Below are 15551 nucleotides of genomic sequence, written 5' to 3' on the forward strand. Positions count from 1 at the left end.
GCATGTCATCACGCCCCTCTACCGGGCCCGAGTGCGACCTCACGCGATGCTCGATCCACCTTGTCGTGTGCTCGAGCGAACGCGCGCCGGAGTTCCTCGAGGAAGGCCGCAGGGGCGCGGATGTCGGGCGCCGTCGTCCGGATGACCGACCACCCCGACGACGTGAACGCGTTGCTGCGCTGGCGATCGCGGTGGAAGGTGGCCGGATCGGTCCGGTGATGGTCGCCGTCGTGCTCGAGCGCGATGCGGAGTTCCGGCCATGCCATGTCTGCCCTGCCGATGAACCGACCCTCGGCATCGTGCACGTCGACGTTCAACGCCGGCTCCGGGAACCCTGCGTCCGTCACGATCAGCCGCAGGATCGTCTCCATCGGCGACTCGGAGCCGACCCTGATCTGCTCGAGCGCCGCGCGAGCCGCTGTGACACCGCGGTCACCTCGACGGATCGTGGCGCGCAGCTGAGCCTGGGTGGTCAGACGACCGACGCCGACCATGTGGTCACCGAGCACGACGAGTTCCCGGACCGAGAGGAGTGTCCGGCACTCGTACCAGGCCGACGCGGGATTACTCACCCGTACGCCGAAGATCACGGCAGTCGACGCGCGATCGGTCGCGATCCGGTGCCCGACGATGCCGACACGGCGTTCGATCGGCCCGAGTCCGACGGTCGCGACGTGGATCGGCGCTGAGTCGATCGTGGCCCAGCGCGGCAGCGGACAGCTCCAGAGCTGCGCGGCGGAGACGTGGCTCACGTGCTGGTCCTGTCGCAGCAGCAGTCCGAGCGCCATCACCCTGTGCACGAACTCGTCCTGGCCCGACGGCAGCCGAACCCCTCGTGCGGGGATGGTCAGATCGCCCCGCGCCAAGCGGTTCCTCCCCACTCCGGCTTCGAGTGCGTCGGCCACGCGGAACGGCGTGTTCGAGAAGCGGCTGGGGAGCGGGGCGGGACGACGAGGCATGACCGCAGCCTGGTTCCGGGAACGACGTCGGCGAGGGCCGCCACCGTCCACCGTGGACAGACGATCCTCCGCACGCCCCGGTGCAGGAGAACCACCGACCGTGAGATCGCACTTTGACCCCGCTGGCCGGGCGGGATGTGGGACGAAGTGCGACTTCACGGCAGCGCGGCGCGCGCCGCGCCCGCGCGGCGTCAGGCGGCGAAGTCGCGGGGGAGCAGGGGGAGCCAGACGCGGAACGTGGCGCCGCCGCCCTCGGTGTCGAAGACCTCGACGGAGCCGTGGTGCGCCGCGACGATGCCCGACACGATCGCGAGCCCGAGGCCCGAGCCGCCGGTGTCACGGGCACGCGAGGTGTCCGCACGCCAGAACCGCTGGAAGATCTTCTCGCGCAGCTGAGCGGGGATGCCCTCGCCGTGGTCGATCACGTCGAGGTGGGCCATGCCGCGCTCGTCGTCCACGCCGATACCGATCTCGATCGGGTCGTCGTGCTCCGTGAAGCGCATGGCGTTGCCCATCAGGTTCGTGACGATCTGGCGGATCTTGTTCTCCTCCGCCAGCACGATCGGGGGGCGCTTCGGCAGCACGACCGTGGGCAGCGGCGTGGTCTCGTCGGTGGGGGCCGCGCCCGCGTCGATGTTCATCGCACGGGTCCGACGGGCCCGGAGCCGGGCGATCGTCTGCCGCGAGAACGCGATCGGTCCCGTCGTGTTCGCCGAGGTGGGTGAGCCCGGGGGCACCTCGCCGGTGTCGGCGGAGGAGACGGACGAGGCGGATGCCGGCGGCCGCACGGCCTGGGGCACGCTCTCGCCGGTCAGGGCGTCCTCGACGAGGACCTGGATCTCGCGGTCCGGGTTCGAGGCCATGGTGTCGAGCGCGGAGTCGCGCGCGATGGCGACGAGGTCGACCGGGCCGAGCTCGAGCGGCTTCGACTCGTCGATGCGGGCGAGCTGCAGCAGGTCCTGCACGAGCAGGCCCATCCGCTGCGCTTCCTTCTCGATGCGCTCCATCGCCTGCGCGACGTCCTCCTCCTTGCGCAGGGCGCCCATCCGGTAGAGCTCGGCGTACCCGCGCAGGGACACGAGCGGTGTGCGCAGTTCGTGCGAGGCGTCGCCGACGAACCGCCGCATCTGGTCGATGGTGCGCTGGCGGTCCTCGAACGCCGAGTCGATGCGCTCGAGCATGACGTTGAGCGACCGGTTCAGCCGCCCGACCTCGGTGTTCGGGGTGTCGGCCTCGAGGCGCTGGTTGAAGTCACCGGCGGCGAACCGGGCGGCGGTGTCCTCGACGTCGCGCAGCGGGTCGAACGTCGCCGTGACGAGCAGGCGGGTGAGCATCGCCCCGAGCAGGATCACCGAGGCGCCGAAGCCCAGGAAGATGGCGGTGAACTTGGCGACGGTCTCGTCGGTGCCGGCGCTCGACACGGCGATGAGCACGTACCCGGTCTCGGTGGAGCCGTCGGACTGGTTCTGCAGCGACGCCGGGATGATCTGGGCACGCCACTCGTGGTTGTGCTGGGTGTCGTAGAGCGAGACACGCTGGTTCGTCCGGGCGGCGTCGACCAGCATCGCCTGGCGGACGTCTGGGCGGCTGGACGCCGGCGTCTCGCAGATCTGGTCGCCGTCGGCGTCGTACGCGGCGACGTAGGCGCTCTGCGACACCACGACGGAGAGCTTGCAGTACTGCTCGCCGTCGCTGATGTTCTGGCCCTCGAGCTGCTCGGTCGTCTGCTTGACCGTGTTGTCGAGCTGCTGCATCAGGTAGGTGGAGAGCACGGTCATCGTGCCGAGCCCGGCGACGAGCAGTCCGAGCGCGACCAGGAGCACCGTGATCCCGGTGATCTTGGTGCGCAGGGAGATCCCGTCCCACCAGTGACTCATTCGCGTGTGCATTCTGCCCCAACGATAGACAGCGACCGCCCGGTGAAACCGGACGGCCGCCGTGAAGACCCGACGAGGCTACGAGGCCTTGGTCGCCTTGAGCATGTAGCCGAAGCCGCGCTTGGTCTGGATGATCGGCTCGGCCGAGTACTGGTCGAGCTTGCGGCGCAGGTACGAGATGTACGACTCGACGATGCCCGCGTCGCCGTTGAAGTCGTACTCCCACACGTGGTCGAGGATCTGCGCCTTCGACAGCACCCGGTTGGGGTTGAGCATGAGGTAGCGGAGCAGCTTGAACTCGGTGGGCGAGAGCTCGATCTGCGCGTCGCCGATGGTGACCTCGTGCGTGTCCTGGTCCATCGTGAGCTCGCCGGCGCGGATGATCGCGTCCTCTTCGTCGTTCATGGTGCGACGGAGGATGGCCTTGATGCGGGCGACGATCTCGTCGAGCGAGAACGGCTTCGTGACGTAGTCGTCACCGCCGACGGTCAGGCCCGTGATCTTGTCCTCGGTGTCGTCCTTCGCGGTGAGGAACAGGATCGGCGAGGTGTAGCCCGACGAGCGCAGGCGCTTGGTGACGCCGAAGCCGTTCATGTCGGGGAGCATGACGTCGAGAATGATGAGGTCCGGCTCTTCCTCGAGCACGGCGGAGATCGCCTGCGCGCCGTTGCCGACCGCGCGGACGGCGAACCCGGCGAACCGCAGCGAGGTCGTCAGGAGGTCGCGGATGTTCGGCTCGTCGTCGACGATCAGGATCTTGGGGCCATCGCTCATGGCTCCATCTTCTGACGGTTCCCTGGTCGTTGTCTGGGAGCCTTTCGTACGGCGGCCATGAGCGGAACCGGCGGCCATGAGCCGGAAAGGAGGCGCGTGGCGGCCGCGCCCCGCGCCTCCCGTCCGTCCGTGGGTCGCGCCGGTCAGACCGGCGCTGCCACCTGGTCGGCGTCCAGGATCGTGTAGGAGTACCCCTGTTCCGCCAGGAACCGCTGGCGGTTCTGGGCGAAGTCCTGGTCGACGGTGTCCCGCGCCACGAGCGTGTAGAAGGACGCGGGCAGGCCGTCCTTGTTCGGTCGCAGCAACCGGCCGAGGCGCTGCGCCTCTTCCTGTCGTGATCCGAAGGACCCGGACACCTGGATGGCGACGGTCGCGTCGGGCAGGTCGATCGAGAAGTTCGCGACCTTCGACACGACGAGCACGTCGACCTCGCCGGACCGGAACGCGTCGTACAGCCGCTCGCGTTCGTCGACCGGGGTCGCGCCGGTGATCTCCGCGGCGTCGAGCGACGCGGCGAGTTCGTCGAGCTGGTCGATGTACTGCCCGATCACCAGGATCTGCTCGCCGCGGTGCTTCTCGATGAGCTCCCGCACGACGGGGGTCTTCGCCGGTGAGGTCGCGGCCAGGCGGTACCGCTCGTCGTCGCCGGACGCCGCGTACTCGAGCCGGTCCTCGTGGGGCAGGTCGACGCGGACCTCGTAGCACTCCGCGGGGGAGATGTAGCCCTGGGCCTCGATCTCCTTCCACGGGGCGTCGTACCGCTTCGGGCCGATGAGCGAGAACACGTCGCTCTCGCGGCCGTCCTCGCGCACCAGGGTCGCCGTCAGCCCGAGTCGACGACGGGCCTGCAGGTCCGCGGTGAGCTTGAACACCGGGGCCGGCAGCAGGTGCACCTCGTCGTACACGATGAGGCCCCAGTCGAGCGCGTCGAGCAGCGACAGGTGCGTGTACTCGCCCTTCCGGCGCGCGGTGAGGATCTGGTAGGTCGCGATGGTGACCGGCCGGATCTCCTTGACGGTGCCGGAGTACTCGCCGATGTCCTCGGGAGCCAGGGTGGTGCGCTTGAGCAGCTCGTTGCGCCACTGCCGCGCCGAGACGGTGTTCGTGACGAGGATGAGCGTGGTCGCCTTGACGGTCGCCATCGCCCCCGCTCCGACCAGGGTCTTGCCGGCACCGCAGGGGAGCACGACGACGCCCGAGCCCTGCGCGAAGAACGTGTCGACGGCCTGCTCCTGGTACGGCCGCATGTGCCACTCGGCGGTGTCGAGGTCGATCGGGTGCGGCTGTCCCGGCGTGTAGCCCGCCAGGTCCTCCGCCGGCCAGCCGAGCTTGACGAGCTCCTGCTTGATCTGGCCGCGCGCCCAGGGCTGCAGCTCGACCTCGGACGGGGACCGCATGTCGCCGAGCAGCGGCTTGATGCGCTTCGACCGGATGACCTCGGCGAGCACGGAGGGGTCCTCGGCGGTGAGCAGCAGGACGGGCAGGCGCTCGAGCTCCTCGGTGGGGGAGTTCGCGACGGCCGGCGCGTCGGGGCGCTCCTCGCGACGGATCACGAGCCGGCCGTAGCGCGAGACGGTGTCGCGGATGTCGACCGTCACGCTCTGCGGCACCGGGAACTTCGCGAAGCGTTCGAGGGTGCCGATCATGCTCTCGGCGTCGTGTCCCGCGGCGCGTGCGTTCCACAGGCCGAGCCGGGTGATGCGGTAGGTGTGCACGTGCTCGGGTGCGCGCTCGAGCTCGGCGAAGGCCGCGAGCTCGTGGCGTGCGTCCTCGGCGTCGGGGTGCGCGACCTCGAGGAGCACGGTGCGGTCGCTCTGCACGATCAGCGGTCCGTTCATGACCTGCCAGCCTAGACGCCGATGCCTGCGTGCGGGCGACCCGGACTCAGGCGTCGCTCTCGACGGACACCACGAGCGACAGCGGCAGGGTGCGTTCGACGTCGACACCGGTGTCGCGCCCACGTACGCGTCCGGCGGCGACGGACGTCGGCACGATCGTGAACGGCCGCTCGGAGCCGTCCGGCATGCGCACCGTGACCCGGATCGGCGTGCGACCCCGCACCGCGAGGTCGATCTGCCGCCCCAACCACTCCTGCTCCGGTTCGGCGTCGCCGCGCTGGGTCGTCAGGCGGAGTCGTTCCACGAGTGCGTGCGCCGCCTGCTCCGGCGAGCGTCCGGCAGGGCTGCGCCGGCCGGGAGGCCCGTGGTGCGTCTCGGGGCGGGCCGCGGTCGTCAGCACGGCCGGGTAGCGCTGGTCCTCGAGCGCGGTGTGCACCACGTGCGGTGGGTAGCGGGTGGTGAGCGTCGTCAGGTCGGGGCGTTCCCACGCGAGCTGCCGGAGCTCCGCGTCCACCCCGACGAGGTCGAGCTGGTCGGCGCTGCCCCGCACCTCGGTGCCGACACCGCCCGGGCCGCGGTCGACCACGATGCTGCCGTTCCGCCCGGCGACCTGGTCGATCAGGTACGCCAGCGGCTGGGGGATCCCGGTGGCCGACAGTCGTCCGAGCACCGCCAGCAGGTCGTCGCGGGAGTTCCCGGCGTGGAAGGCGGCACGCAGGGTGTCCTCGGAGATGCGGTACCGGGCCGCGAGACCCGGAGCCTCGAGCACGGCCACGGTCCGCAGGGCGTCGTCGTCCACGGGGGCGAGCGGCCCGGGGGCGATCACGGTGAGGTCGTGCTGCAGGTAGACCCGGTCGACGGTGCCGGGCAGGTCCTGCGCGGCGGGCCCGGTGTCGCCGTCGAGCAGTGCGCGTCCGGTGTCGGTGAGCACGCCGTCGACGGACAGGCCGAGCGAGGCCGCGGCCCCGGCGACCTCGAGCAGCAGCGCGTCGAGCCACCGGGCACCGGCCGGGTACGCCCAGCGTCCCAGCGGCACGAGGTCGTGCAGGTCGCCGTCGGCGAGCGCGAGCACCTCGTGCACGGCGGGCGGCAGGGTGCCCGACCACGCCGAGACCAGCGAACCCCAGCGGTCCGGCCAGCTCGCGAGCAACCAGGTGCGACCGGCGTCGGTGAGCACCCACCGCCCGGTGTCCGGGTCGGCGAACCCGATCCGGTCGAGCAGCTCCAGGCGGCCGGGCACCACCTCGGCGTCGGCGCCGATGCGTTCGCCGAGGGTGCGGGCGAGCGGCGTGCCGATGCCGCCCTTGACGAGTTCGCGGACGTCGCCGGCGTCCACCGCGCGCAGCAGTTCGGCGAGCACGGTCATGGTCGAGAACGCCTGCTCGGCGCCCGTGCCGCGGGCGCGGTCCTGGTCGGCCGCGTCGGGTCCGGGTGCTGCGGGACGGGGCCGGTCCGGACCTCCCGGGCGGTCGAGCGTGGTGAGGTCGGGGTGGGCGGCCACGCGTGCGGCGACCGCGTCGTCGACAGCGCCGTCCTCGTCGGCGAGGCCGAGCTCGATCGCGGGGCCGAGCGCGTCGACGGCACCGCCGTCACGCAGGGCCAGGACCGTGGCGCGCGGCAGGTGCTCGACCGCGGCGTCGACGGCTTCGTCGGTGCGGAGCGCCTCGGCGAGGTCGAAGAAGTCGGTGATGTGCTGCGGTCCGGTCTCGGCGAGTGCCGCGGTGGGCAGTCGTCGCGCGGCGACGAGGCGCTCGAGCGCGTCGTCCGGCATCGCCCGGAGCCGGGCGGCGAGGTCGGCGGTGGTCGTCATCGTCCGGTGCCAGCGTCCGCGGGGGACGTCAGCGAGCCGTCCGGTTCGCCCGTGCGCGACGCGTCCAGGTGATCCCGAGGAGCGTGAAGACCAGCACCATGGCGATCGGGAACCCGAACATCGGGATGGCCATGATCACCGGCCACGGCATCGAGCCCTGGGCCTCGGGGGCGGTGAGCCACATGACGATCATCGCGACGAAGCACAGGAGCCCGAGGATGATGATCCCGCCGATCATGAACGCCAGAGCACGTTCGGTACGATTGAACGTCACCGGGATCTCGGCGGAGTCCTGCGGGTTCCCGGTCGACCGGGTCGGCTTGGCCATCGACCCAGGATATCCGACGCACCACGGCCGTACCACGACCTCGAGGAGTCCACGCATGCCCACCGGCAAGGTCAAGTTCTACGACGACGACAAGGGATTCGGCTTCATCACCGGAGACGACGGCGACCAGGTGTTCCTGCACGCGTCCTCGCTGCCCGAGGGTGTCGTGACCGTCAAGGCAGGGACGCGGCTCGAGTACGGCGTCGTGCAGGGGAAGAAGGGGTCGCAGGCGCTGTCCGTGCGGCTGCTGGAGCCCCAGCCGTCGCTGTCGCGGATGACGCGGCGCTCGGCGGACGACATGGCGGTGATCGTCGAGGACCTGGTGAAGGAACTCGACCGCATCAGTGGCGACCTGCGTCACGGCCGCTACCCGAAGAACGGCGATCGCATCGCCGCCATCCTGCGGCACGTCGCAGACCAGTTGGAGGCGTGACCCCATGAGCGAGTCCGAGACGACCGGGGCCGAGAGGGCTCCCGAGGCAGCGTCCACCGACGCAGCGTCCGTCGACGCAGCGTCCGTCGACGCAGCGTCCGTCGACTACACCGACCTGGCGCGCGCGGCGCTGCTCGAGGTCACCCCCGAGTCGACCGTCGGCGCACCCGTCGGCACCGTGGACGAAGGGGACGGCGTGGTGTCCGTCCTGTTCGCCAACCGCCTGCCCGGCTACCCTGGGTGGCGGTGGACCGTCAGCGTCGCCAAGGTCGGCGACGACGACCCGACCGTGCTCGAGGTCGAGCTCATGCCCGGCGACGGAGCGCTCGTCGCGCCGGAGTGGGTGCCGTGGTCCGAGCGGCTGGCCGAGTACCGCGCGGCGCAGGAGCACGACGACGAGTCCGACGACGACGAGTCCGATGACGAGGACGACGAGGACGACGACGACTTCGACGACGAGTCGGACGAGGACGCCGACTACGACGACGCGGACGACGACGAGTCCGACGACGACGCGTCCGACGACGACGAGGACTTCGACGCCGACGAGGACGACCTCGACGAGTCGGACGACGACGACATCGAGGGCGTGGACGTCGACGCGCTCGCCGACGCCGACGCCGACGCCGACACTGACACCGACACCGACGAGACGGGCACCGACGAGCCCGTCGAGGCGCCGCCCGCACGGACCACCCGCCGGCGTGCGCAGCGGGTCCGGCCCGTCGACCCGGACGCCGACCTCGAGGTCGACCGGCTCGACCCGGGCGAGGTCGACCCCGACCACCACCGGTCCTGACGGACCAGCGCGACGCCCCGGCGTCGACGCGACCCCACGACGAACGGGAGGCGCGGTGCCAGCTGGCACCGCGCCTCCCGTCCGTCGTGGGGTCAGTCCGTCAACCGCGCAGGGCGTCGACGGTGAAGGCGATCGCACGCACGAGCTTCGCGACGTCGTCCGGGTCGATCGCGGTGAAGGTCGCGATGCGCAGCTGGTTCCGGCCGAGCTTGCGGTACGGCTCGGTGTCGACGATGCCGTTGGCGCGGAGCGTCGCGGCCACGGCCTTCGCGTCGATCGAGTCGTCGAGGTCGACCGTGGCGACGACCTGCGACCGGGCGGCGGGGTCGGTGACGAACGGCGTCGCGTAGTCGACCGACTCGGCCCAGTCGTAGACGGTCGACGACGAGGTCTTCGTGCGCAGGTCCGCCCACGCCAGACCGCCCGACTCGTTCATCCACCGCACCTGCTCGTCGAGGAGCAGCAGGGTGGCGATCGCCGGGGTGTTCAGCGTCTGGTCCAAGCGCGAGTTGTCGACGGCGTTCTTGAGCGACAGGAACTCGGGGACGTAGCGGTCCGAGGCGGCGATGCGCTCCACGCGCTCGATCGCTGCCGGGGAGAATAGTGCGAGCCACAGCCCGCCGTCCGACGCGAAGTTCTTCTGCGGCGCGAAGTAGTAGACGTCGGTGGCACTGACGTCGAACAGCGCACCGCCGGCGGCGCTCGTCGCGTCGACGACGGTGAGTGCGCCGGCGTCACCGGTTGCGCGGACGACGGGGGCCATGACGCCGGTCGACGTCTCGTTGTGCGGGTAGGCGTAGACGTCGACGCCCTCGACGGGTTCGAGCGCGGCGAGCGAGCCGCCGGGGGTCTGGACGACGTGCGGCGCCTCGAGCCACGGGGCGGCGGCGGCCTTGGCGAACTTCGCCCCGAACTCGCCGAAGGACAGGTTCTCGGCACGGCGCTCGATGAGCCCGAAGGCCGCGGCGTCCCAGAACGCGGTCGAGCCGCCGTTGCCGAGCACGACCTCGTAGCCGTCGGGCACCTGGAACAGGTCGGCGAGACCGGCGCGGACGCTGCCGACCAGGTCCTTCACCGGCTTCTGCCGGTGGGACGTGCCGAGGAGCGTCGCGCCCCGGGTCACGAGGGACTCGAGCTGTGCGCCGCGGATCTTGGACGGGCCGCAGCCGAAGCGACCGTCGGTGGGGAGGAGTTCGGCCGGGATGACGATGTCTGCCATGGAGCAACCCTACCGACGGGGCCCTCGGTGCCCGTGCCCTGCACCGGCCGGACGGGACGGGCTCGGGACCGCGTGCAGCGGCCGGGCGGGGCTGGCTCGGGACCGCGTGCAGCGGCCCGTTCTCCACGTCCTGCGGGCCCCGGTCGGTGTTCGTCGGTCCGAACAAGTAGTGTGGTCGCCGCTGGGCCCAGACATGAGAGGCGGACCGTGACCGATCTCGTCGACACCACGGAGATGTACCTTCGCACCATCCTCGACCTCGAGGAGGAGGCGATCGTGCCGCTGCGTGCCCGCATCTCCGAGCGCCTCGGACACTCCGGTCCCACGGTCTCGCAGACCATCGCGCGGATGGAGCGCGACGGGCTCGTCGTCGTGTCGGGTGACCGGCACCTGGAGCTCACCGACGAAGGGCGCTCGCGCGCGACGCACGTGATGCGCAAGCACCGTCTGGCCGAGCGCCTGCTCGCCGACGTCATCGGACTCGACTGGGCGTTCGTCCACGACGAGGCCTGCCGGTGGGAGCACGTGATGAGCGAGCAGGTCGAGGTCCGCCTGCTCGAGATGCTCGGCAACCCGACCGAGTCGCCCTACGGCAACCCGATCCCGGGTCTGGCAGAGATCGGTGGCCCCGCTGCCGCCGGGTTCCTCGACGGCGTGCACAACATCGTCGCCGCGACCGAGGGCACCGACGCCGTCGCCACCGGTGTCGTGCGTCGGCTGGGTGAGCCCGTGCAGTTCGAGCCCGAGCTCCTGCACCAGCTCCGGACCGCCGGCGTCATGCCCGGCCGGGTCGCCAGCGTGCAGCGCGCGGGAGCCTACGTCGCGGTGCGCGTCGAGGGCGAGGACGCCGGGATCGAGCTGCCGTCCGAGGTCGCGCAGCACGTCTACATCGAGCGGACCTGACAGTCCGAGCGCTCCCTGAGAGTGTTTACCGATTCGTTACCAAGAGGCCGTTTCATCTCGACACGGTAACGACGGCTCCGTAGGCTCGTCCGAGTCGCCGCGCTGCCCCAGAGCCGGTGACCCGTGGCAGGACGTCTCGTACCCGTCTCCTGCCTGATCGGAAACGATGACGAACGGATGGGTCGAACGGCGCCGGACACCCACGGCGACGTCGACGAGACGCCGGAGATCCACCTCTTGACGCAGACCGGTTCCGCCGCGGACGCCCAGACGCCCGCGAACCCGACGAACACCGTGAACGCCACCGACGCCCCGCTCACCCGGCGGGCCGCTCGTGCAGCCGACGGGCGTACGACCCGCCCGGTCGTGCCCGTGAAGACCGCGCCGCTGCCCGGGGGTCGTCGTGCCGCCCAGGCCGCCGCCGCCGCACGTGCCGCGGAGGCCAGCTCGACCTCGCGCAAGCGCAGGTTCCTGGCACCCGTCGTCCTCACCGTCGCCGCCGGCATGTTCGGCACCGTCGCGGTGGCCCCGGCCTTCGCGGCGACCTCCGCCTCGACCCAGGCGGACGCCGCCACCGAGCGGCAGGCCCGTGCCGCGCAGAGCCAGGAGCTGTCGGTGTCCGACGCCGTCGCCCTCGCCGACACGAGCCGCGACGGCTACGGTGCGACCTCGACCGCCACGCTGAACGCTGAGAAGGCTGCCGCTGCGGCCGCCGAACAGGCAGCAGCCGACCGCGCCGCCGCCGCCGACCGCGCCGAGGAGCGGGCTGCGCAGACCGAGGCCGCCCGTGCCGAGACCGCCGAGCAGTACGCGTCGTACTCCGGCCCCTCGGCCGCCGAGTACGCGGCGAGCTCCAGCGCTGCGGACACCCCGTTCTCACTGCCCGCCGTGGTCGCGACCGCGAAGCAGTACATCGGCACCCCGTACGTCTTCGGTGGCGCCGACCCGTCCGGCTTCGACTGCTCGGGCTACATCATGTTCGTGTACGCCCAGCACGGCATCGACCTGGCGCACTCGGTGCCGCTGCAGGACCAGGCCGGCACGACGATCCCCGAGTCCGAGGCGCAGCCCGGCGACGTCGTCATCTTCAACAACGGGGCGCACGACGGCTTCTACATGGGCAACGGGATGATCATGGACGCCCCGAAGCCCGGTGGCTCGGTGCAGATCCGTCCGATCTGGACCAGCGACTACCACATCGTCCGTTTCGGGGTCTAGCGACCACCGTCCCTCCGGCGTGTGAACTTCACCCGAACCGGCCCGCGCACCCTCGTGCCGGGCCGGTTCTTGGGTTAACCTGACGCTGCACCGGTCCGTACCGGCGCGAACAGGAGACCTGATGTCGACGTTCCGCACGACCCGCACCATGGGTCGGCGCGCGCGTGTCGACAGCTGGTCGACCACAGCCTGTGTGCACGAGCACGCCCCTGCATGACGAGAGCACTGCCCATCCGGGTGGTGCTCTTCGTGGTTCCAGGGGTGTGCGCAGGTCGTGGTCACCCGTTCGTCGTCGCCGGCCGACGCACCCGCAGCGCCTGGAAGCCGTCCAGGCACGACGGAAAGGGAACCCATGCGCACTCTCGTCCTCAACGCCGGTTACGAGCCCCTCGCGGTGATCTCGGACCGTCGGGCCCTCGTGCTGGTCATGAACCAGAAGGCCGCCATCATCGCCGCCGACCTCGACCACCCGGTCACCGGTTCGACGTCGACCTACGACCGTCCGTCCGTCATCATCCTGACCCGCTACGTCAGGATCCCGCACTCGAGGCTCGTGCCGGTGTCGCGCCGCGGCGTCCTGCGGCGGGACGGCAACCACTGTGCGTACTGCGACCGCCACGCGACCACGATCGACCACGTGCAGCCGCGGTCGCGGGGCGGGCAGGACTCGTGGGAGAACCTCGTGGCCTGCTGCCTCGCGTGCAACAACACGAAGGGCGACCGCACCCCGCAGGAGATGGGGTGGCGACTCCGGTTCCGCCCGAAGGTCCCGCACGGCGCCTCGTGGGTCGTGCGCGGCATCGAGCGCCCGCAGGCCGAGTGGGACGAGTACCTCGTGGCCGCGTAGCGGCGCACCCAGTGCGCAGAAGACGACGGGTCGCGGATGGCGACCCGTCGTCTTCTGCTCACCCGGTGGCGGACGGGAGGCCCCTGGCGGCGTCTTCCCGGGCCTCCCGTCCGTCGCGGGGTCGCGCTGGTGCGATCGTGCGCCGCTAGAGTGGACGGGCCAGCCTCTGTAGCTCAATGGAAGAGCAGTTCCGTCCTAAGGAAACGGTTGGGGGTTCGAGTCCCTCCAGGGGCACCAAGATGATGTGACCCGCGCGCCTCGGCGGCGGAGCCGTCGCCGAGCGGGTGCGGGCGGACAGCAAGAAGCCGCCCTGCCCTGTGAGGCAGTGGCGGCTCGATGGGGCCCGGACTACGAGCGGTCGTCGTCCTGGTGGTCGTCGTGGCGGGTGCCTGCCTTGGCGATGCCACGGCTGATGACGTAGGCCGCGGTCACGATGGCGACGTACATCCAGGCGTGGTCCGCACCGAAGCGCTGGCCGTCCTCGCCGTCGTCGGTCACGGCTGCGGCGATGAGGATCGCGATGGACACGACGAGCCAGGCGTAGAACTCGGTCGTCTTGAGGGCCGACTTCGTCTCGGACCAGACGGTGCGACGGGTCTCGACGGTTCGAGCGGTGTGCGGTGCGTTCGTCACGTGGACTTCTTCCTGTTGGTGCAGACGAGTGCCTGCGCCGTAAGCATGCGCTCAGGATTCGTTTAGGAATTGCTAAGTTGCGGTTCGGGGCTAGACGCGCCGCGGAACCGCGTATATAGGCGCGGCGTGCGAGAACGGAAGAGGGCGGGGCGGCGGTCAGCGCCGGTTCTCCACAACCGTCGACCCGGACGGTAGTGCGGCCCGCTGGCCCCGTACGATTGACCCGTGTCCAAGGTCCTGAGCAGTCTCCCCGTCGGCGAACGAGTCGGCATCGCGTTCTCAGGGGGTCTCGACACCTCCTGCGCCGTTGCCTGGATGCGCGAGAAGGGGGCGATCCCCTGCACGTACACGGCCGACATCGGTCAGTACGACGAGCCGGACATCGACGCCGTCCCGAGCCGCGCACACGAGTACGGGGCCGAGATCGCCCGCTTGGTCGACGCGAAGAGCGCCCTGGTGGAAGAGGGCCTGGTCGCTCTGCAGACCGGTGCGTTCCACATCCGCTCCGGCGGCAAGACCTACTTCAACACGACGCCGCTCGGCCGCGCGGTCACGGGCACGATGCTCGTGCGCGCCATGAAGGAGGACGGCGTCGACATCTGGGGCGACGGCTCCACCTACAAGGGCAACGACATCGAGCGGTTCTACCGCTACGGCCTGATGGCGAACCCGCGGCTGCGCGTGTACAAGCCGTGGCTCGACGCGGAGTTCGTCGAGGAGCTCGGCGGCCGCAAGGAGATGAGCGAGTGGCTCGTCGCCCGTGGGTTCCCGTACCGCGACTCCACCGAGAAGGCCTACTCGACCGACGCGAACATCTGGGGCGCGACGCACGAGGCGAAGAGTCTCGAAGAGCTGTCGAGCGGCCTGGACATCGTCGAGCCGATCATGGGCGTCGCCGCCTGGCGTGACGACGTCGAGGTCGCGACGGAGGTCGTGAGCGTCCGCTTCGAGGCCGGCCGTCCGGTCGCGATCAACGGCGTCGAGTACACCGACGCCGTCGCGCTGGTCTACGAGGCGAACGCCATCGGCGGCCGCCACGGCCTGGGTGCGTCCGACCAGATCGAGAACCGCATCATCGAGGCGAAGAGCCGCGGCATCTACGAGGCACCGGGCATGGCCCTGCTGCACATCGCGTACGAGCGCCTGCTCAACGCGATCCACAACGAGGACACGGTGGCGTCGTACCACAACGAGGGCCGCCGGCTCGGGCGCCTGATGTACGAGGGCCGCTGGCTCGACCCGCAGTCGCTCATGCTCCGCGAGTCGCTGCAGCGCTGGGTCGCCTCCGCCGTCACGGGCGAGGTCACGCTGCGTCTGCGCCGCGGGGACGACTACACGATCCTCGACACCACCGGCCCGGCACTGTCGTACCACCCGGACAAGCTGTCGATGGAGCGCGTCGGCGACGCCGCGTTCGGCCCCGACGACCGCATCGGGCAGCTCACGATGCGGAACCTCGACATCGCCGACTCCCGCTCGCGGCTCGAGCAGTACCACGCGGCCGGTCTCATCGGCGGTGCGACGGGCGAGCTCGTCGGACAGCTCGAGGCGGGCGAGGCCGAGGAGATCCTGGGCGGCGCGATCGTCGCGTCGGACGCCGAGGACGCGCTCGGCCGCCGGACCGACCTGGCGTCCGAGGGCGCAGCCTTCGACTCCGGCACCGACTGAGCGGACGGGCGCGCGCCCTGGGCGCGACCACCTGCGGACGGGAGGCACGGTGCCAGCTGGCACCGTGCCTCCCGTCCGTCGTCGGCCGGTCGGCCGAGAAGCGCACTGCGTTCGACGCGGCGCAGCGCAGCCCATAGCGTTGCAGCACCGGGTCGATGATCACGGTCCCGTCGTCACGATGCTCCCCACGTCCTGTGGGGTCTGGCACAGCGGGCCGACCCGGTCGGAACCGAGATGCGCATCAT

The 15551-nt window shown here is 70.9% G+C and carries 14 protein-coding genes and 1 tRNA gene; 7 read left to right on the plus strand and 8 right to left on the minus strand.

What is annotated here, in order from left to right; genetic code table 11:
- Positions 1–8 precede the first annotated feature (8 nt).
- The 6 genes from LEL83_RS12890 to LEL83_RS12915 all read right to left on the minus strand — a co-directional run bounded on the left by LEL83_RS12890 (position 9) and on the right by LEL83_RS12915 (position 7586).
- The gene (locus tag LEL83_RS12890) at positions 9–959 is read right to left on the minus strand and encodes a hypothetical protein (protein WP_225559116.1); all 951 of its coding nucleotides are present in this window, start codon (positions 957–959) and stop codon (positions 9–11) included.
- Positions 960–1150: 191 nt separating this feature from the next.
- Complete coding sequence (locus LEL83_RS12895; protein WP_225559117.1) at positions 1151–2836, minus strand: sensor histidine kinase; 1686 nt, start codon at positions 2834–2836, stop codon at positions 1151–1153.
- A 78-nt stretch (positions 2837–2914) separates the two neighbouring features.
- Positions 2915–3610, minus strand: a complete 696-nt coding sequence (locus LEL83_RS12900) for a response regulator transcription factor (RefSeq protein WP_079237230.1) — start codon at positions 3608–3610, stop codon at positions 2915–2917.
- Between the two features lie 143 nt (positions 3611–3753).
- Positions 3754–5448: a DNA repair helicase XPB gene (locus tag LEL83_RS12905; RefSeq protein WP_225559118.1), complete on the minus strand. Its 1695-nt coding sequence runs from the start codon at positions 5446–5448 to the stop codon at positions 3754–3756.
- A 46-nt stretch (positions 5449–5494) separates the two neighbouring features.
- A complete protein-coding gene (locus tag LEL83_RS12910) occupies positions 5495–7258 on the minus strand; it encodes a helicase-associated domain-containing protein (protein WP_225559119.1) in 1764 nt (587 codons plus the stop codon).
- 28 nt (positions 7259–7286) lie between these two features.
- The gene (locus tag LEL83_RS12915; protein ID WP_225559120.1) at positions 7287–7586 is read right to left on the minus strand and encodes a hypothetical protein; all 300 of its coding nucleotides are present in this window, start codon (positions 7584–7586) and stop codon (positions 7287–7289) included.
- Positions 7587–7641: 55 nt separating this feature from the next.
- Between LEL83_RS12915 and LEL83_RS12920 the strand changes: the two genes are divergently transcribed.
- On the plus strand, positions 7642–8019 hold the full coding sequence (locus tag LEL83_RS12920; RefSeq protein WP_198656841.1) for a cold-shock protein: 378 nt from the start codon (positions 7642–7644) through the stop codon (positions 8017–8019).
- A gap of 4 nt (positions 8020–8023) precedes the next feature.
- Positions 8024–8818, plus strand: coding sequence for a DUF3027 domain-containing protein (locus LEL83_RS12925; protein WP_225559121.1), 795 nt, complete (start codon positions 8024–8026; stop codon positions 8816–8818).
- 100 nt (positions 8819–8918) lie between these two features.
- On the opposite strand, the gene serC is transcribed toward LEL83_RS12925, so the two are convergent.
- Positions 8919–10037, minus strand: coding sequence for a phosphoserine transaminase (serC, locus tag LEL83_RS12930; protein ID WP_225559122.1), 1119 nt, complete (start codon positions 10035–10037; stop codon positions 8919–8921).
- 207 nt (positions 10038–10244) lie between these two features.
- Here serC and LEL83_RS12935 point away from each other — a divergent pair, with 207 nt between their 5' ends.
- The 4 genes from LEL83_RS12935 (at position 10245) to LEL83_RS12950 (ending at position 13242) form a co-directional block, all read left to right on the plus strand.
- On the plus strand, positions 10245–10940 hold the full coding sequence (locus tag LEL83_RS12935) for an iron-dependent transcriptional repressor DtxR (protein WP_198656838.1): 696 nt from the start codon (positions 10245–10247) through the stop codon (positions 10938–10940).
- A gap of 177 nt (positions 10941–11117) precedes the next feature.
- On the plus strand, positions 11118–12158 hold the full coding sequence (locus LEL83_RS16295; RefSeq protein ID WP_308009911.1) for a C40 family peptidase: 1041 nt from the start codon (positions 11118–11120) through the stop codon (positions 12156–12158).
- 352 nt (positions 12159–12510) lie between these two features.
- On the plus strand, positions 12511–13005 hold the full coding sequence (locus tag LEL83_RS12945; RefSeq protein WP_198656836.1) for an HNH endonuclease: 495 nt from the start codon (positions 12511–12513) through the stop codon (positions 13003–13005).
- 162 nt (positions 13006–13167) lie between these two features.
- Positions 13168–13242, plus strand: a tRNA-Arg gene (locus LEL83_RS12950).
- Positions 13243–13353: 111 nt separating this feature from the next.
- Here the strand turns inward: LEL83_RS12950 and LEL83_RS12955 are convergent.
- Entirely contained in the window at positions 13354–13638 is a 285-nt protein-coding gene (locus tag LEL83_RS12955; RefSeq protein ID WP_198656835.1) for a hypothetical protein, read from the minus strand.
- A 225-nt stretch (positions 13639–13863) separates the two neighbouring features.
- Here LEL83_RS12955 and argG point away from each other — a divergent pair, with 225 nt between their 5' ends.
- Positions 13864–15306: an argininosuccinate synthase gene (gene argG, locus LEL83_RS12960; RefSeq protein ID WP_198656834.1), complete on the plus strand. Its 1443-nt coding sequence runs from the start codon at positions 13864–13866 to the stop codon at positions 15304–15306.
- Positions 15307–15551: the final 245 nt, after the last annotated feature.

Source organism: Curtobacterium oceanosedimentum, assembly GCF_020297365.1.
In the GTDB taxonomy this organism is placed as follows: Bacteria; Actinomycetota; Actinomycetes; order Actinomycetales; family Microbacteriaceae; genus Curtobacterium.